Genomic DNA, 16905 nt, shown 5'->3' on the forward strand with positions numbered 1-16905 from the left:
AAAATTCTATGGCGTGCTACGTGAAACGCTGACCGGCTGCAAACGGCTCACTACTTCGGGTATAGCCGAACTTGCGGGCGACGTTTCGTCAATCGTCGTGCGGCCGCCGTCGTGGAAGAACGCGAGTTCCGCGGCCTTGTTCAGTACAAGGATGCTGATCCGCCGATTGGTCGGCTCGTCGGCGACGTTGCTGTTTAGCGGCAATACATCGGCGAGCCCGCGCACCTGCAGCAGCTTCTCGCCGTGCATGCCGCCCGCTACCAACGCACGGCGTGCGGCGTTGGCCCGCTCAGACGAAAGCTCCCAGTTTGAATAGCCCTCCGGGCCGGCCGTGTACGGCACTGCGTCGGTGTGGCCGGCTATCGAAATGCGGTTCTCCACGTCGTTGAGCGCGGCGCCGATTTGCGTCAGGATCGTCACGGCATAAGGCTGCAACTTTGAACTGCCGGACGGAAACATCGGACGATTCTGTGAATCGACAATCTCGATGCGCAGACCTTCGTTCGTGATCGAAATGCGGATCTGATCCTTGAATGCCCTCAACGCCGGGCTCTGTTCGATCAAGGCGGTGAGCTTCTCTTTCAATTGCTGAAGCCGTGCCGCGTCGGCGGGGGCCACGATCGGTGGGACCTTCGCCGGTGGTGTGGGTTCGGTCTGGGTTTTCTTGCCGTCGCCGGGACGGGTGTCGGTGATGTCGCGCCCGCCGCCCTGGATGACGTTCGGACGTGCCGCTGCCGTGCCTTCGTTGCCGCCGAGCAGGCTCGACAGCGGGGTGTTGAAATAGTCTTCGATGCCTTGCTTGTCGTACTTGGACGTCGAACCGAGCAGCCACATCAGCAGGAAGAACGCCATCATCGCGGTGACGAAGTCGGCGTAGGCGATTTTCCATGCGCCGCCGTGATGGGCGCCATGATCGCCACCCTTCTTCGAGCGGCGTACGATCACCGGAGCGCTGGTCTCTTCCTGCTGGGACGCGCGCGATCTTCTTTCACTCATGATGCCGCTCCACGTCAGGCCGATTTCGGCATCTTGGTGGCGCGCACGGCGTCGTCGAGTTCCTGGAAGCTCGGGCGGTCGGCGGTGAACAGCACCTTGCGGCCGAATTCGACGGCGATCGGCGGTGCATAGCCGGAGAGCGCTGCGAGCAATACTGCCTTCACGCATTGATAAGGTTTGGCTTCGGCGCGACCCTTGGCATTGAGCAGATCGGCGACCGGTCCGATAAAACCATAGGCGAGCAGAATGCCGAGGAAGGTGCCGACCAGCGCGCCGGCGATCATCTCGCCGAGCACGGCGGGCGGCGCGCCGACCGAGCCCATCGTGTGGACCACGCCCATCACCGCGGCGACAATGCCGAATGCAGGTAAGCCGTCGGCCATCTTCTGAATCGCATTGGCCGCGACCGACGCTTCGGCATGATGCGTGGCCAGTTCTTCGTCCATCAGGTCCTGCACTTCAAGCACGTTCACGTTGCCGCCGGACATCATGCGTAAATAGTCGACGATGAAGTCGAGCAGATGATGGTCCTTCAATACGTGCGAATACTTCTGGAACAGCACACTTTCTTCCGGCGCGGCGACGTCGGCTTCGAGCGCCATCATGCCTTCCTTGCGCGCCTTCTGAAGCAACTCGTAGAGTAACGCGATCAGCTCGAGATATTTTTCCTTCGTATATCCGCCGCTCTTAAAGCACGAAGGAATCGCCTTGATCGTTTTCTTCAGCGTGGAGGTCGGATTGCTTACAACGAACGCGCCGATCGCGGCGCCAAAAATGCATAGCAGTTCGAATGGTTGAATGAGCGCGGGAAGATGCCCGCCTACACCGACAAAACTACCGATTACAGAAGCGATTACCACTACCCAGCCAATTGCGACAAACATGCTCTCTCCGTTATCTTGCGCAACGCACGTTCGTTAGAACAGGCCCTATTTAAAGGGACTTTTCGGGTGCGCCGCTAATATTCTGTATGTACCGGTAAACGGCCGGATTCGCGATGTCTGAAGTGTGTGGATCCGTGAAAAATAAAATATTCACCAAATAGTTAATCATCGGTTCGATTTCCGGTAATTTTGTCCGCCATGTTGTGAAGGGCCGTTGCGGTCGCAACCAATTTTCGGCATTTGCAGACTGGACGATTGAGGAGTTAGATGCATAACCGGATTACTCAAAAAGCATGGAGTGGCATTTTTACCGAATGGTCTGCTAGCATGGCAATCAATTTGTAATGACAGCCGGTTCCGGCGCTCATTGCCGCTATTCGGCTTTTTTGCCGGGCCATGAATCCCGGCAGTCACAGCGACTCATCCGGAGATGCAATGCGCATGCGGAATCTGAACTTTGCTGTGAGCCGCAGGCTGGCAATCCAGGCGGCTTCCTGCGTTACCGGTTTTGGACTCCTGTTCGTATCCACCGCAGGTCACGCCCAGGAGTTTTCCCTATTCGGGGGTGGCTCTCGCGCGGGCAGCACAAACACCTACACCTGGGCATTCAATTATCAGGAAGGGCTCGGGCAATACTTTGCCGCGAGTTTCACGTGGCTCAATGAAGGACACATTCCGGACCATCACAGGGACGGCCAGATGATCCAGCTATGGGGCCGCATTCCCGTGGGAAGTCCGCAGTTCGTCCTGCAGGCAGGCATCGGGCCATACCGTTACTTCGACACCACCACCGCCGTGCAGGGCGGAAGCTATTCGGACACGCACGGCTGGGGTGTCGTGTATAGCGTGCGCGCGGCGTACTACGCATCGAGCCGGTGGATCACGCAACTGCAGTTGAATCGTGTGCATGTGCAACGCGGGCCGGATGCGACTAGCCTGATGTTCGGCGTCGGCTATCAGCTCGATGCTCCCGGCACGCCCGGTCCGCGCGACTGGGCAAGCGGCAGCACGCACAAGGTCACTGACAACGAAGTCGCGCTGTACCTCGGCAAGACCATCGTCAATTCAACCAGCTCGCCGAGCGCGCTGGGCGGTGCGATCGAGTACCGTCGCGGTCTTGCAAAATACCTCGATGTGACGCTCGGTTATCTTCACGAAGGCAGTAGCAAGGTGGCCCGCCGCGACGGCGTGACCAGCCAGCTCTGGGCGACGCGTGCCTTCCTCAACGACAAGGTAACGCTGGGACTCGGACTCGGCGCTTACTACGCGATTAACGAAAACGAAAATAGCGAGTCGCCGGGACCGGGCGCAGGGAAGTTCTCCGGGCTCGTCACGATCGCCGGCGCGTATCGTCTGACCGACCATTGGGAAGCGCGGATCGCGTGGAATCGGATCGTGACACGCTATGATCGCGATTCGGACGTGATTTTCGGCGGTGTGGGCTACCGTTGGTGATAGCTCGCCGTGCCAGCAGAAGCAGTCTTCTGGAAACGATAGTAGATTCACACAAAAACCGGAGAACAGCATGAGAGCCAGCACCATCGCCGAACGGGAAGCCCGTGGCCGCGCCGCCCGCGAGCACTCGAAGCGGTCGAGCCATCGTACGGTAGGCGAATTGCATCGCAACCCGATTGAGTTGCTAAAGCAAAGCAGTGAAGGGCGGGTCGAAAAGCTCGTGCCCTTGCGCTACGGGCGCATGTCGGTGTCGCCATTCACGTTCTTTCGCGGCACCGCGATCATTCAGGCTCACGATCTGAGCCGGGTGCCCGACACAGGTCTCTCCATGCCGATATGCGGCGACGGCCATCTGATGAATTTCGGCGGCTTCGCGACGCCGGAGCGTCAACTCGTATTCGACCTGAACGATTTCGACGAAGTCGCAACGGGCCCGTTCGAATGGGACTTGAAACGCCTGACCGCGAGCCTCGTGGTGGCCGCGCGTCATATGCGTTTGAGCCGCGGCACGGCCGAGCATCTGGTGATGACCGCCGCCACCGAATATCGCGACCGTATGGCGCAATACGCGCAATGCGGCGCGCTCGAACTCTGGTACGACCGTATCACCTTCGATCTGATGGCCGAGACAGCGTTGACACCCGAGCGTCGCCGCGTCGTGCGCCGTGGCATGGAGAAGGCGGCGGGCCGTACCCACGAAAGCCTGCTGGAGAAAATGGCGGAGTTCGATGGCAATCGCTGGTCGATTCGCGACGCGCCGCCTGGACTCTTTCATGTGCATGGCGTCAATACGCTGTTTTCTGCCGACGACGACTGGTTCATGACCGCTAACTGGAACAAGTTGATCGAGCGGACGTGGAGCGAGTACCTGAAAACCTTGTCGCACGATCGGCGGGAGTTGCTCAGCCATTTCACGGCACAGGACCTGGTGTTCAAGGTAGTAGGCGTGGGCAGCGTGGGCACGCGTTGTCTTGTACTGCTGAACGTCGATCACATGGGCAAGCCGTTGTTCATCCAGATCAAGGAAGCACGGCCGTCGGTGATCGCGCAGTACTACAAGGCGCCCTCGCTCAAGCACGAGGGCGAGCGGGTGGTTCGCGGGCAGCGCATGCTGCAGGCAGCGAGCGATATCTTTCTCGGCTGGGCGAGCGGGCCGTCAGGGCGCCACTTCTACTTCCGGCAACTGCGCGACATGAAGTTGTCGGCGAACATCGAGCTGTTCGACACGGACCTCCTTGAAGGCTACGCGAAACTGTGCGGCTGGATCATGGCGCGTGCGCATGCCAAGGCGAGTGGCCAGGCAATCGAAGTCAGCGCGTACATCGGCCGTGGCGATCAGTTTGCGGAATCCCTCACCGGCTACGCCGCCAGCTACGCGGACCAGGTGGAACGCGATTACGACGTGTTCCTGAAAGCCTGCCGCAGCGGCGAGCTCGAGGCGCGCACGGACGAAGACATGGCGGCGGATTTCCGCGTGTAACCGCGGCGTGTGAAAGGGCTGTGAGGGGCGTTTGCGCGGCTCGCCGCATGGCCAGCGGCCGAGCCGTGTGGAAGGGCGCCGGTTCAGTCGTCGATACGTGCTTCACGCAGCGTAACGAAACGCAAGCGCCGCCGCCGGGCTTCATCGATCACACGCGGCAGGACCGCGAGTATCAGCGGTTTGCCGTCGATAGTGAGCGCGGCATTGCCGTCGTGCAGCAGCAGAATGTCGCGCGGGGCAAGGCCGTCGAGCAGCCGGTGCGCGACGACTTGCGGATCGCGCTCGCGCGTGTCGTAACCGCGCCGCGTCCACGCCGCGAGCCGCAAATCGAGCTTGCTCAGCACGGGTTCGAGAAAGATGTTGCGCAAACCCGCCGGGGCACGGAAGAACATGGGCCGCTCGCCGCTCAATGCTTCGAAGGTGCGTTGCGCCGCGTCGATTTCGCGCCTGAGTGAGGCTGGAAACGTGATCGAAAACGTGTGCAGGTGAACCTGCGAATGGTTTTCCAGCGCGTGGCCGCGTGCAACGATGTCGCGTGCGATCTCCGGGTGGCGTTGTGCTTTCTCGCCGATGCAGAAGAAGGTGGCGCGCACCTTGAAGGCGTCGAGCAGATCGAGCACTTGCGGGGTGACGACGGGATCGGGACCGTCGTCGATCGTCAATGCGATCGCGTCCGCGTTGCGCGCGCCGACCGGCAGGTGCGTCCAGTTAGGGCCGAGCAGCGAGGTGCGCGGCAACAGGCCGGCCACGGTGAAAATAGCGTGATTCGCGAAGATCGCGGCCAGCCACCACGGCCACGCCGAGGGCACCAGCAGGCATCCGGCCAGCACCAATACGTGCCAGGCGGTGGTGGCCGTGAGCATCGGGGGGTAGCCGGTGCGCGGCCAGCGGCGCTGCGGCGCGGCCTCAGCACCTTGCGGCTGTGTGAAGAATTGGTTCATAAAGCGTGCTTCCTGTCTTCCTTCCACCATCCTGGGAAGGCCTTGAATTGCGCATACGACGCGCAACGGCGAACAATACCATTGATGCGCCGATCGGCGCCGGGGCGCACCGGAAAGACAACTCATGAAAGCACGTTGAAAGACGTTATGCTTCGCGATATCCATGATTTCACGCCGGGCGACGTGGCCCGTCCCTCTGCGCTTACTTCGCCGGTTTTACCGGTCATGCATCCATGCGTTTGCGTCACATCGAAATTTTTCACGCCATCATGCGTACGGGGTCGCTCTCGAAAGCGGCGGAACTGCTGTGCGTCTCCCAGCCTGCTGTCAGCAAGGCGCTCGCGCATGCGGAGCGCAGTCTCGGTTTTGCGCTATTCAACCGTGTGCATGGCCGTCTGCAGCCGACGCGCGAAGCGGAACTGCTGTTCTCGGAATCGCAGAAGCTGCAGGCCAATCTGGACGGGATTCGCCATCTGGCGCGCAATCTGGCGCTGCAGCCGGAGGGCCATTTGCGCATTGGGTGCTTGCCGAGCCTCGGTTTAAGTCTGATTCCGGCGGCGGTGCAGGTGTTTCGCCGCACCTATTCGCGCGTGTCGCTGAAAATCCAGACGCGCCATACGGAAGAACTGCTCAACGCGTTGCTCACGCGCGATCTCGACCTCGCGGTCGCGTTGAATCCGCCGGCGCGACCGGGCATCGCCGCGATCGAGCTGGGCCGCACGGCGATCGTTTGCGTCGGTCCGCCGGATGATCCCGAAGCACAGCAGCCGATCGATCTGCCGGCCTTCCTCGCCCGCGACTGGATCAGCATCGGCAACAGCGATCCGCTCGGCGAGCTGATCGGCAATGCGCTGGAAGCACAGGGGCTCGACGAACGCGTGGCGGCGGTCGAAGCACAGACCTGGTATGTGGCGCGCGCGCTGGCCGCGCGCGGCATTGGCTATGTTCTGCTTGACGAGCTGACTGCACGCGGCGGCGCGGAACCTGTTGCGATCCGTCCGGTGACGCCCGCGCTCTCGGTCGGCGTATTCGCGCTCTGGCGCGACGGCGGGATGGACTCGCAAGCCGGCAACGCATTTCTGGACGTATTGCGCGCGCCTTTCGCGTAAGCCGCCGTTCGAGGTCTTAACCTTGGGTTATGGAGCCGTGCATCTGCTCATTTGATGTGCGTATTTCGTCGCGCCACACTCATGGCGAACGATTCTCCTGAGGTATGGATGGCAATGCGGGTATGTGTACTCGGTGCAGGCGTGGTGGGATTGACGAGCGCGTATCAACTGGCGCGCGACGGCCATGACGTGACAATTCTCGAAGGCCGCGACGGTGCGGCGCTCGAAACGAGCTTCGCGAACGGCGGCCAACTGAGCTACAGCTATGTTGCGCCGCTGGCCGATCCATCGGTCTTGCCGCACTTGCCCGCGTGGCTGCTGCAACGCGATTCCGCCTTGCGCTTCGTGCCGCGCCTCGACGTGCAGCAATGGCGCTGGTGTCTATCGTTTTTGCTGGCGTGCCGCGGCAGCCGCGCGCGGCAGACGGCCATGGAAATGCTGCAGTTGGGCGCCCTGAGCCGCGACGCGTTGCACGAACTGGTGCAACGCGAAGCCATTGACTTCAATTACGTGCGCAACGGCAAGCTCGTCGTGTATCGCGACGCTCAGGCGTTCGACGCGGCGCGCCGCAAGATGGCGTATCTGGCGGCCGCGGGTTCGGACCAGCGCGCGCTCGATGCCGCCGCGTGCGTGGCGCTGGAGCCCGCGCTCGAACGCGCGCAGCCGTTGCTGGCCGGTGGTATTCATACGCCGTCAGAAGAAGCGGGCGACTGCTACACCTTCGGCGTGGCGCTCGCCGGTTTGCTGCAAGCGCGCTATGGCGTGGCGATTCACTATGCGACGCCGGTCGAGTCGATGATTATCGAAGCCGCTGAGGCCGTGGCGGCGCGCACGCCGCACGGCGAAATCCGTGCGGATGCATTCGTGGTGGCGTTGGGCAACGGCAGCGCGCCCTTGCTGCGCACGCTCGGCGTGCGGCTGCCGATGTATCCGCTCACCGGCTATAGCCTGACCTTACCCGGCACGCCCGGCCACGCGCCGCGCGTCAGCGTGACCGATCTGCATCGCAAGGTCGTGTATGCGCCGCTCGGCGAGCGCCTGCGGATTGCCGGCATGGTGGAGATCGCCGGCATGAGCGTCGCGCAACGCGAAAGGCGCCTCGCCTTGCTCAGGCGCCAGGCCCAGGAAATTTTCCCGGATGCCGGCGACTATGCGGTTGCCGAGACCTGGTGCGGGCATCGTCCCGCCACCCCGGACAGCAAACCGCTGCTTGGCGCTACGCCGTATCGCAATCTCTGGCTCAACACCGGGCACGGCGCGCTCGGTTTCACGCTGGCCTGCGGCAGTGCGCGCGTGATCGCGGATGCGATCGCGGGACGCACGCCGCCGCTCGATCTCGGTGCCTACTCGTGGCAGCGCTAGCTGCCGCACGCAATACAGCATCAGGCAGTTCACCCGCCGTACGGCAAGACAAACGCATTTAACCACCACACGCCACTTCGGCATCCATGCAAGGAGACGTCATGAAACTCGCAGCAGCACTGACCTCGATCGCTATCGCCTCGACGCTGAGCGGCGCCGCACACGCCGAAGATTCAAGCGCCACGCTGAAGAAGATCCGCGAAACCGGTGTGATCTCGCTCGGCGTGCGCGAATCGTCGGTGCCGTTTTCCTACTATGACGAGCAGCAGCAGGTGATTGGCTACGCGCAGGCGATCGCGTTGAAGATCGTCGACGAGGTGAAAAAAGAGCTGAACCTGCCGAACCTCAAAGTGAAGGAAGTGCCGATTACGTCGCAAAACCGGATTCCGCTGATCCAGAACGGCACTATCGATATCGAATGCGGTTCGACCACCCACACCAAAGATCGGGACAACCAGGTCGCGTTTTCGAACAGCTTCTTTCAGTACGGCGTGCGCATGATCGTGAAGAAGAACTCGGGGATAAAGGATTTTCCCGATCTCGCCGGCAAGACGGTCGTGACGACGGCGGGTACGTCCGAGGAACGCCTGCTGCGGCAGATGAACAATGAGAAGGGCATGAACATGCGTCTGATCAGCGCGAAAGATCACGCGGAATCTTTCCTCAACGTGAAGACCGGCCGTGCCGTTGCATTTGTGATGGACGATCCGCTGTTGTATGGTGCTAAGGCCAAGGAGGCGGATGCGAACGACTACCTGATCACCGGCACGCCGCCGATGTCCGAAGTGTACGGCTGCATGTTCCGCAAGGAAGACCCGGGCTTCAAGAAGCTCGCCGACGGCGTGATCGCGCGGCTGCAAACCTCGGGCGAGGCGGCCACGATGTATCAGAAGTGGTTCATGCAACCGATTCCGCCGAAGGGCATCAACTTGAACTATCCGCTTTCGGCGGATATGAAGTCGCTGTTCGCGAACCCGAACGACCGCGCGCTGGATTGATCCGCTGGACTGATCGATAGCGTGGCCCTGTCAGACGTGTCGCGTGCAGCGTGTCTGCGAAACAAGGAGAGGCGTGGTGACAGGAACGGGAATCAGGAAAGTGGCGCTGGTGACGGGCGCGGGCAGCGGCATCGGCCGGGCCTGTGCGCTCAGGCTGCTGGAACACGGCTATAGCGTCGTGCTGGCCGGTCGCCGCCAGGCGCCACTCGACGCCGCGGCCGAAGAAGCACGGCAACGGGGTGGCGACGCGCTTGCCGTGGCTTGCGACGTGACGGACGCCCACAGCGTCGCCGCGCTGTTCGACACGATCCGCGCGTGGCGAGGGCGGCTCGACGTGCTGTTCAACAACGCGGGCCGCAACGGCTCGCCGGTGGATATCGACGAACTCGATATCGAAGAATGGCGCTCGGTGGTCGACACCAATCTCACCGGCGTGTTTCTCTGCACGCGCGCGGCCTTCGGCCTGATGAAAACGCAGACGCCGCGGGGTGGCCGGATCATCAACAACGGCTCGATTTCCGCGCACGCGCCGCGGCCGAACAGCATCGCCTATACCGCGACCAAGCACGCGATTACCGGCATCACGAAAGCGGTTTCGCTCGACGGCCGCAAATACGACATCGTGTGCGGGCAGATCGACATCGGCAATGCCGCGACGGTGATGGCCGAGCGGATGGCGCGCGGCGTGCCGCAGGCAAACGGCGAAATCGCGGTCGAACCGTTGATGGACGTGCAACATGTTGCCGACGCGGTGCTGCATATGGCGGAGTTGCCGTTGTCGGCGAATGTGCAGTTCATGACGATCATGGCGAGCAAGATGCCGTTCGTCGGCAGAGGCTGAAAGGCCGGGCTTCGCGGGGCGAGCGGCTTGCAGGAGCGGCTTGGGCGACCTTTGCAGGCGCGTGTTCAGCCCGGGGTGCCGCCGCGCGCGGCGTGGGAGATCAACTTATACTGAGCGTTTCCCGCCCTTTCGACAAAGCGATTCACCGTGCCCCGAGCCACACCCAAGGACGACCCGCAGCCGGTGCCGCCCGTTCAGCCCGAGCTCGAAGATTGTTGTCATAGCGGCTGCAATCCGTGTGTCTTCGATCTCTACGATGAAGCGCTCGAGCGCTATCAGTCAGCGCTCGCCGAATGGCAGGCAAGGCAAGCGGCGCCGGCGGTGCGAACCACGCACGAGCGGCAGAGCAAGCCGCGCACGCGCCGCTAACCGGCGTTTCAGCTTCCACACCCAGGCCACAGCCACACCTTCTTCCCGTCATGACCGACCCCCAGCCCGCACACGTCGAACCCTTCAACGCGTCGCACACGCTGGACGACCTGCATACCTTCGTGCAGCGCTATCCACGTCTGTTCGTGCTGACCGGCGCGGGCATTAGCACCGACTCCGGCATTCCAGGCTATCGCGACGACAATGGCGCATGGAAGCGTTCGCCGCCGATCACGCTGCAGGAATTTCTCGGCACGGCCGCGATGCGTCAGCGCTATTGGGCACGCAGCATGGTCGGCTGGCCGGTCGTGGCCGGCGCGCAGCCCAACGCCGCGCATACCGCATTGGCCCGGCTCGAGGCAGCGGGCCACGTGCCGACGCTCGTCACGCAGAACGTCGACGGTTTGCACCAGCGCGCGGGCAGCCGCGAGGTGATCGAACTGCACGGCGGCATTGATGGCGTGACCTGCCTGGACTGCGGCATGCAGCATACGCGGGCGTCGATCCAGCAGACGCTTGAAGCCGGCAATCCCGCGCTTCTGAACGTCACTGCCGAAACCGCGGCCGACGGCGACGCGCATCTGGAGTGGCACGATCTGGAATCTTTCCGCGTTCCGGCATGTACGAACTGTGGCGGTTTGCTGAAGCCCTCGGTGGTGTTCTTCGGCGAAAGCGTGCCGCGCGAGCGTGTCGAAGCGGCTTCGCATGCGCTCGATGCGGCGGACGCCGTGCTGGTGGTCGGCTCGTCGCTGATGGTTTATTCCGGTTACCGCTTCTGCGTGTGGGCGCAGAAGCAGGGCAAGCCGATCGTTGCGATCAATCTGGGGCGCACGCGCGCCGATCCGCTTCTGTCGCTGAAAATCGCCGCACCCTGTGCCGATACGCTGACCGCGCTCGCGGGCCGTCTCGCACTGGACTAGTCACGCAGCGGGGGCCGGTTGCCTGGCTTGGTTGCCCGAAACCGCGCGGCCCGCGTAAATCGCCGATAATCTTTATCCCACGCAGCGCTGCTTTCACAAGAAACCGCCACACCACAGGAACGCCGATGTTGACGACGATCGAACAGCTCGAAGCAATCTACGGTCAGCCTCACGAGCGCGCAGTGAACAAAGAGATTCCCTACGTGAACGAAGACTATCGCGCGTTCATCGAGGTCGCGCCGTTCGTGGTGCTCGCCACCGCCGGTCCCGAAGGTCTCGACTGTTCACCGCGCGGCGACGCACCGGGTTTCGTGCGCGTGATCGACGAACGCACGCTCGCACTGCCGGACCGCATCGGCAACAATCGCATCGACAGTCTGCGCAATATCATCGCCGAGCCGCATCTGGCGCTGCTGTTCATCATTCCGGGCGTCGGCGAAAGTTTGCGCGTGAACGGCCGCGGCCGCATTTCCAACGATCCGGAATTGCTGGACAGTTTCGCCGTCGAAGGTAAACTGCCGCGCACCGTTTTGCTGATCGACGTCGACGCGGTGTATTTTCATTGCTCGAAAGCGCTGGTGCGCTCGAAACTGTGGGATCCGGCGCATCATGTCGAACGTTCACGCCTGCCGAGCGCGGGCGAGATCCACCGGCGCATCAACGGCATGCAGTTCGATGCGGCGACCTATGACCGTGAGCTCGCCGAACGCGTGCGCACGACGCTGTACTGAAACAAAGTGAACATGACTGATTCCCATCCGGCGCTGCGGCAACACTCGCCGTCCACCGAACGCAATCGCGAACCGATTCTCGCCGTATTGCGCGCGGTGCTGCCCGCCACCGGCCGTGTGCTGGAAATCGCCAGCGGCACGGGTCAGCACGCTGTGTGTTTCGCCAGCGCGCTTCCCGGGCTTGACTGGCAGCCGAGCGACCTCGATGCGGATGCACGCGAGTCGATTGCGGCATGGATCGCGCACGAAGGGCTGGCGAACGTGCGCACGCCGCTCGCCCTCGATGTGCATCAGGCGGATTGGGGTGTGGACGCGCAAGGCAAACTCGACGCCGTAGTCTGTATCAACATGATTCACATCTCGCCGTGGAGCGCGACGCAAGCGCTATTCGACGGCGCGAGCCGCCGTCTTGCCGAGGGCGGTGTACTGTATCTGTACGGCCCCTACAAACGCGGTGGCGCGCACACCTCGCCGAGCAACGAGGCGTTCGATTGGCAGTTGCGCAGCCGCGATCCGGCGTGGGGCGTGCGTGAGATGGAAACCGTGGTAGCGCTGGGCGCATCGCTTGGATTGGTGTGCGATGAAGCCATCGCGATGCCGGCCAACAATTTCAGTCTGGTGTTCAGGAAACGCTAACGGGCTGGACGAGTCTGACAAAACGATTGACCGCGCGTGGACGCCCGAAGCGCCACGCGCGGCGCAAAGCGCCGCTTGCCTGGCGCCCATGAGCGCCAGCGAGCGGCAAGCCGGCATTTCTTTTATCCTTTCACCCTCGACGTCCCGCCGACGTTCCTTCCGGCGCGGCGTCTCGACATTCATTGGACTCTGGAGAATTCACATGGGCAAACAGGCAATCGGCGTGGTGGGGCTAGCGGTCATGGGCCGCAATCTGGCGCTCAACATCGAAAGCCGCGGCCACGCGGTGTCGGTGTACAACCGTAGCCGCGAGAAAACCGACGAACTCATCGCCGAATATCCGGACAAGAAGCTGGTGCCGGCTTTCACGCTGGAAGAGTTCGTGGAGTCGCTGGAAAAACCGCGCCGCATTCTGCTAATGGTCAAGGCGGGCGAACCGACCGACGCTACGATCGCATCGCTCAAGCCGCTGCTGGACAAGGGCGACATCCTGATCGACGGCGGCAATACGCATTTCACCGACACCATCCGCCGCAATCAGGAACTGGCGAAGGCCGGCCTGCATTTCATCGGCACGGGCGTGTCGGGCGGCGAAGAGGGCGCACTGAAAGGCCCGTCGATCATGCCGGGCGGACAGCGCGACGCGTATGACCTGGTCGCCCCGATCCTCACCGAGATCGCCGCCAAGGCGCCGGACGGCGAGCCGTGCGTGGCGTACATGGGACCGGACGGCGCGGGCCACTTCGTGAAAATGGTGCACAACGGCATCGAATATGGCGACATGCAGCTGATCGCCGAGAGCTATGCGGTGCTCAAGCAGGTGGTCGGCCTGTCGAACGAAGAGTTGGGCAAGGTCTACACCGAATGGAACAAGGGCGAACTCGACAGCTACCTGATCGAGATCACCTCGAAGATTTTCGGCAAGAAAGACGAAGAAACCGGTAAAGACCTGGTCGACGTGATCCTCGATCGCGCGGCGCAAAAGGGCACTGGCAAGTGGACCAGCCAGAACGCGCTCGACCTTGGCGCACCGCTGCCGCTGATCACGGAAGCCGTGTTCGCGCGCGTGCTGTCGTCGCTGAAGACTCAGCGCGTGGCCGCGAGCAAGGTGCTGGAAGGGCCGGCAGCGAAGCCGCCTGGCGTGGAGCGTGACGCCTTCATCGAATCGGTGCGCCGTGCGCTGTACTTCAGCAAGGTGATTTCGTACGCACAAGGCTTCGCGCAACTGCGGGCGGCATCGGAAGAGTACAAGTGGGATCTGGATTACGGCACGATCGCGAAGATTTTCCGCGCCGGCTGTATTATCCGCGCCCGCTTTCTGCAGAAGATCACGGACGCCTATACGAAAGACAAGGCGATCGCCAATCTGCTGCTCGATCCGTACTTCCGCGACATCGCTAAGAACTACCAGTCAGCTTTACGCGAGGTGGTGATTGCCGCCATCAATGCGGGCGTGCCGGTGCCGGCCTTCGCATCGGCCGTGGCGTATTTCGACGCGTATCGTTCGGAACGCCTGCCGGCGAACCTGGTGCAGGCCCAGCGCGATTTCTTCGGCGCGCATACGTTCGAACGTATCGACAAGCCGGGCAGCTTCCACGCGAACTGGAATTGATCGTTTGAATTGCGGCCCGGCGCGCGCTTGCCATAAGGCGCGCCGGGCTGCATGACCGATTGAAATCGAGACAGACAATTGTTGTTGAAAGCTATCAGGCAGATAGCATGGCGGCACCTCAGGCCGCCTACTGTTTCGAAAATCGCAATAGAGTTTCGTCGTTTTAGGGGTTTCCCCTAGATGTCAACGCTCCTAAACTTCTATTTAAGCGCTACGGACAACAGGTCACAAAGCGCATTAACTACAAGTTCTGGAGGTTTACATCATGAAGTCCCTTATCTCTGCAGTTGTCGTTGCCGCCGCTCTGGTTGCTCCTGTTGCTTCGTTTGCACAATCGAACCAACCGCTGACGCGCGCTGACGTCCGCGCTCAACTGGTGCAACTCGAAAAGGCCGGTTACAACCCGATCGGCGACCATGCCGATTACCCGGCTAACCTGCAAGCAGCACAAGCACGTGTCGACGCGCAGAACGGCACCGCTCAGGCTGTGAACAGCGGCTACGGCGCACCGATGGCAGGCACCTCGCAAGCCGGCCGTCCGGTGAGCGGCAATGACCGCAACTCGGTCTACTTCGGCAACTAAATCGCGCCGAAGCTGATGGAAATGCCGCCCGGCTGATTGGCGGCGAGTAATCAAAAAAAACGCCGCCCGGAATTGCCGGGCGGCGTTTTGTCGTTTACGGCGCTGCTTCGCCGTTGGCTCAATCTCAGCTCGATCCCAGCTCAATCTCAGAGCAGGCATCACCGGTTCGGCAAATGGGGAATCCCTTCGTTGCTGGTCAGATTGAGCTGGTGAATCTGCCGATGCGCCTTGTTCAGGTGCGCTTGCGCGGCCACCCGCTGCGCTTCCAGTTGCGACACTTCCTTGCGCACCTGATGCTGCCGGTTCGACACGGTCTGTTCCTGTGCGCCGCGCCGTTGCAGATCCGAGCGCAGCCGTTCGGCCTGCGCCTCGGAGCGGGCGATCATGCGCGCCAGCTGCTCGTTTTGCGCCTCGAGTTGCGCGCGGCGCGTTTCGCCATCCGAAAGCCGGGTTGCCTGTTCCTCAAAATGATGGAAGGCGGTTTCCGCAGCCTCGAGGTCGGCGGCTTTGAGTGCGCGCCACAACGAGCCGTCCTGATACAGCGCGACGTAGTACGTCAATTCCTTTGCGTGGAACAACAGGCTCACCGAATAGGCGAAGCTGCGGAATACGCGAAACGGCGTCAGCGCCTCTTCTTCGGCGAGCCATTCGATTTCGGCGGTGTCGGCCATCTGCACGCCGCGCGCGCTGACTTGCGAGGGCACCACCGGCACCGGCCGTAACGTCGTCACCGGCCGCGCCGGCTCCGCGGCCGGGGCAACCGCGGGTGTGCCGGCCGCGTCGGCGGCGGGAGCGACGCCGGCTGCCGCGGCCAGCGCGGCCTCCTCACTGTCGTCGGGCGATACGGAATCGGCGGTGTTCTCTCGTGAGACCTGCACGAGATGCGATGGGCCTGCCAGCACGCTACGGCGGTTCAGGAGACTTTTCACGGCGTTCCTCCGGTTGACTCGCCCGAAACCTTCGGATGGCGCCGACGCTCAGGCATGCCGGGCGATCAGGCGGTTCGGGCGGTGAGCGAAAACTGGCGGACCGGCGGCGCCTGGGGGAGCGCCGGGGTGCGCGGCGGTGCGGATGAGTTGTCCGCGAGCGCAGCTTTAATGCAGGGTGCGATGCCGTCGGCCGATTTCGTCGAACAACGCGCGGCTGGGTTCCAGCGCAAGCAACCAGGATTCGTCGTAACCGCTGAGATTGTCGAGCGCTTCGCGCAGCCGTTCGATTGCCAGAGCCGGAATCTCAACGCTGGCTTCAACGCCGCTGGATAATCCCGCGATGCTGGCCAGTTGAACCAGTGCGTCGGCGGCCTCGGCGACGTCTGCCGCGAAAACCAGATGCGTGTTCAGCAATTCGACCAAACCGGGCGATGCCGCAATATCGTCGACGTTGAGCTGCACGGCCAGAAACGTGGCTTTGTTCATCCCCAACTCCTCGCTGAATTCAGGCGTTTTGCTTACGGCGCGTTGCGGCAGCATGACTGAGTATAGGCGAGGGCTGAAAGGATTCAATAATCACACTAATGCTCCCGGGCGGCCGCGTGTCGGCGGCCATGCTAGCCGCAGCACCTATAATGGGGCCAGTCGAAGCGCGCGATCCTGCCGGGCCGGGTACTCCGGTATGTAGCACGGATAACGCGCCGGCAGCGTCCGTTTCTCAACCTGCTATCCGCCATGAAGATCATTCGCAGCAAGAGCTTCACCGCGACGCGTCCCTGGGGCGCGCTCGATATCGCCAATATGCGCGGCATCACAACGCGCCTGCATTGGACCGATCAGCCGTACAAGTGGCATGTCAACGACGGCGAGGAGGTGTTCGCCGTGCTCGACGGTCGCGTGGAGATGCGCTATCGCGAGGGCGGCGTCGAGCAGTCGGCGATTCTGGAAACCGGCGACGTGTTCTACGCGTCGGTGGGCACCGAACATGTCGCGCATCCCATTGGCGTGGCGCGCATTCTGGTGGTCGAGGCCGAGGGCAGCGTCTGAGAGGCGTCTCAT

Annotated in this window: 18 protein-coding genes; 13 read left to right on the forward strand and 5 right to left on the reverse strand. The window is 62.4% G+C overall.

Translation table 11 applies throughout. The features are described from left to right. Positions 1-6: 6 nt before the first annotated feature. Positions 7-996 (reverse strand): flagellar motor protein MotB, encoded by a 990-nt coding sequence (motB, locus tag GH665_RS26430; RefSeq protein ID WP_153140212.1) that lies wholly within the window; start codon positions 994-996, stop codon positions 7-9. A 14-nt stretch (positions 997-1010) separates the two neighbouring features. Next, positions 1011-1880, reverse strand: coding sequence for a flagellar motor stator protein MotA (gene motA / locus GH665_RS26435; RefSeq protein ID WP_153140213.1), 870 nt, complete (start codon positions 1878-1880; stop codon positions 1011-1013). Positions 1881-2321: 441 nt separating this feature from the next. On the opposite strand from motA, the gene GH665_RS26440 reads away from it, so the two are divergent. Both GH665_RS26440 and GH665_RS26445 read left to right on the forward strand, forming a co-directional pair. Continuing rightward, positions 2322-3335, forward strand: a complete 1014-nt coding sequence (locus GH665_RS26440; RefSeq protein WP_246216374.1) for a hypothetical protein — start codon at positions 2322-2324, stop codon at positions 3333-3335. 70 nt (positions 3336-3405) lie between these two features. Continuing rightward, positions 3406-4815 carry a DUF2252 domain-containing protein gene (locus GH665_RS26445; protein ID WP_153140214.1) on the forward strand — a complete coding sequence of 470 codons (1410 nt, stop codon included), beginning with the start codon at positions 3406-3408 and terminating at the stop codon, positions 4813-4815. An 83-nt stretch (positions 4816-4898) separates the two neighbouring features. On the opposite strand, the gene GH665_RS26450 is transcribed toward GH665_RS26445, so the two are convergent. Further along, positions 4899-5756, reverse strand: coding sequence for a polysaccharide deacetylase family protein (locus GH665_RS26450; protein WP_153140215.1), 858 nt, complete (start codon positions 5754-5756; stop codon positions 4899-4901). A 233-nt stretch (positions 5757-5989) separates the two neighbouring features. On the opposite strand from GH665_RS26450, the gene GH665_RS26455 reads away from it, so the two are divergent. From GH665_RS26455 to GH665_RS26500, 10 genes are all read left to right on the forward strand, one after another. Beyond that, positions 5990-6865 carry a LysR family transcriptional regulator gene (locus tag GH665_RS26455; protein ID WP_153140216.1) on the forward strand — a complete coding sequence of 292 codons (876 nt, stop codon included), beginning with the start codon at positions 5990-5992 and terminating at the stop codon, positions 6863-6865. A gap of 114 nt (positions 6866-6979) precedes the next feature. Then, positions 6980-8227: a D-amino acid dehydrogenase gene (locus GH665_RS26460; RefSeq protein WP_153142312.1), complete on the forward strand. Its 1248-nt coding sequence runs from the start codon at positions 6980-6982 to the stop codon at positions 8225-8227. Positions 8228-8328: 101 nt separating this feature from the next. Next, entirely contained in the window at positions 8329-9225 is an 897-nt protein-coding gene (locus GH665_RS26465) for a glutamate/aspartate ABC transporter substrate-binding protein (RefSeq protein ID WP_153140217.1), read from the forward strand. Between the two features lie 76 nt (positions 9226-9301). Beyond that, on the forward strand, positions 9302-10066 hold the full coding sequence (locus GH665_RS26470; RefSeq protein ID WP_153140218.1) for an SDR family oxidoreductase: 765 nt from the start codon (positions 9302-9304) through the stop codon (positions 10064-10066). Positions 10067-10213: 147 nt separating this feature from the next. Continuing rightward, a complete protein-coding gene (locus GH665_RS26475; RefSeq protein WP_153140219.1) occupies positions 10214-10435 on the forward strand; it encodes an oxidoreductase-like domain-containing protein in 222 nt (73 codons plus the stop codon). Positions 10436-10485: 50 nt separating this feature from the next. Then, entirely contained in the window at positions 10486-11355 is an 870-nt protein-coding gene (locus GH665_RS26480) for an NAD-dependent protein deacetylase (protein WP_153140220.1), read from the forward strand. Between the two features lie 125 nt (positions 11356-11480). Continuing rightward, a complete protein-coding gene (locus GH665_RS26485; protein ID WP_153140221.1) occupies positions 11481-12086 on the forward strand; it encodes a pyridoxamine 5'-phosphate oxidase family protein in 606 nt (201 codons plus the stop codon). 12 nt (positions 12087-12098) lie between these two features. Beyond that, positions 12099-12722, forward strand: a complete 624-nt coding sequence (locus GH665_RS26490) for a DUF938 domain-containing protein (protein ID WP_153140222.1) — start codon at positions 12099-12101, stop codon at positions 12720-12722. Positions 12723-12924: 202 nt separating this feature from the next. Beyond that, the gene (gene gndA, locus GH665_RS26495; protein WP_153140223.1) at positions 12925-14334 is read left to right on the forward strand and encodes an NADP-dependent phosphogluconate dehydrogenase; all 1410 of its coding nucleotides are present in this window, start codon (positions 12925-12927) and stop codon (positions 14332-14334) included. A gap of 265 nt (positions 14335-14599) precedes the next feature. Then, positions 14600-14917 carry a DUF4148 domain-containing protein gene (locus GH665_RS26500; protein ID WP_153140224.1) on the forward strand — a complete coding sequence of 106 codons (318 nt, stop codon included), beginning with the start codon at positions 14600-14602 and terminating at the stop codon, positions 14915-14917. A 158-nt stretch (positions 14918-15075) separates the two neighbouring features. Here GH665_RS26500 and GH665_RS26505 read toward each other — a convergent pair whose 3' ends face one another. After that, positions 15076-15846, reverse strand: coding sequence for a DUF2968 domain-containing protein (locus GH665_RS26505; protein ID WP_153140225.1), 771 nt, complete (start codon positions 15844-15846; stop codon positions 15076-15078). A 165-nt stretch (positions 15847-16011) separates the two neighbouring features. Beyond that, positions 16012-16332, reverse strand: a complete 321-nt coding sequence (locus tag GH665_RS26510) for a hypothetical protein (RefSeq protein ID WP_028198298.1) — start codon at positions 16330-16332, stop codon at positions 16012-16014. A gap of 249 nt (positions 16333-16581) precedes the next feature. Between GH665_RS26510 and GH665_RS26515 the strand changes: the two genes are divergently transcribed. Continuing rightward, positions 16582-16893 (forward strand): cupin domain-containing protein, encoded by a 312-nt coding sequence (locus tag GH665_RS26515; RefSeq protein WP_028198297.1) that lies wholly within the window; start codon positions 16582-16584, stop codon positions 16891-16893. The last annotated feature ends 12 nt before the right edge of the window (positions 16894-16905 follow it).

Source organism: Paraburkholderia agricolaris, assembly GCF_009455635.1.
GTDB lineage: Bacteria > Pseudomonadota > Gammaproteobacteria > Burkholderiales > Burkholderiaceae > Paraburkholderia > Paraburkholderia agricolaris.

Coding starts and splice junctions, on each gene's coding strand:
- motB (WP_153140212.1), bottom strand. CDS start 996: ATGAGTGAAAGAAGATCGCGCGCGTCCCAGCAGGAAGAGACCAGCGCT.
- motA (WP_153140213.1), bottom strand. CDS start 1,880: ATGTTTGTCGCAATTGGCTGGGTAGTGGTAATCGCTTCTGTAATCGGT.
- GH665_RS26440 (WP_246216374.1), top strand. CDS start 2,322: ATGCGGAATCTGAACTTTGCTGTGAGCCGCAGGCTGGCAATCCAGGCG.
- GH665_RS26445 (WP_153140214.1), top strand. CDS start 3,406: ATGAGAGCCAGCACCATCGCCGAACGGGAAGCCCGTGGCCGCGCCGCC.
- GH665_RS26450 (WP_153140215.1), bottom strand. CDS start 5,756: ATGAACCAATTCTTCACACAGCCGCAAGGTGCTGAGGCCGCGCCGCAG.
- GH665_RS26455 (WP_153140216.1), top strand. CDS start 5,990: ATGCGTTTGCGTCACATCGAAATTTTTCACGCCATCATGCGTACGGGG.
- GH665_RS26460 (WP_153142312.1), top strand. CDS start 6,980: ATGCGGGTATGTGTACTCGGTGCAGGCGTGGTGGGATTGACGAGCGCG.
- GH665_RS26465 (WP_153140217.1), top strand. CDS start 8,329: ATGAAACTCGCAGCAGCACTGACCTCGATCGCTATCGCCTCGACGCTG.
- GH665_RS26480 (WP_153140220.1), top strand. CDS start 10,486: ATGACCGACCCCCAGCCCGCACACGTCGAACCCTTCAACGCGTCGCAC.
- GH665_RS26485 (WP_153140221.1), top strand. CDS start 11,481: ATGTTGACGACGATCGAACAGCTCGAAGCAATCTACGGTCAGCCTCAC.
- GH665_RS26490 (WP_153140222.1), top strand. CDS start 12,099: ATGACTGATTCCCATCCGGCGCTGCGGCAACACTCGCCGTCCACCGAA.
- gndA (WP_153140223.1), top strand. CDS start 12,925: ATGGGCAAACAGGCAATCGGCGTGGTGGGGCTAGCGGTCATGGGCCGC.
- GH665_RS26500 (WP_153140224.1), top strand. CDS start 14,600: ATGAAGTCCCTTATCTCTGCAGTTGTCGTTGCCGCCGCTCTGGTTGCT.
- GH665_RS26510 (WP_028198298.1), bottom strand. CDS start 16,332: ATGAACAAAGCCACGTTTCTGGCCGTGCAGCTCAACGTCGACGATATT.
- GH665_RS26515 (WP_028198297.1), top strand. CDS start 16,582: ATGAAGATCATTCGCAGCAAGAGCTTCACCGCGACGCGTCCCTGGGGC.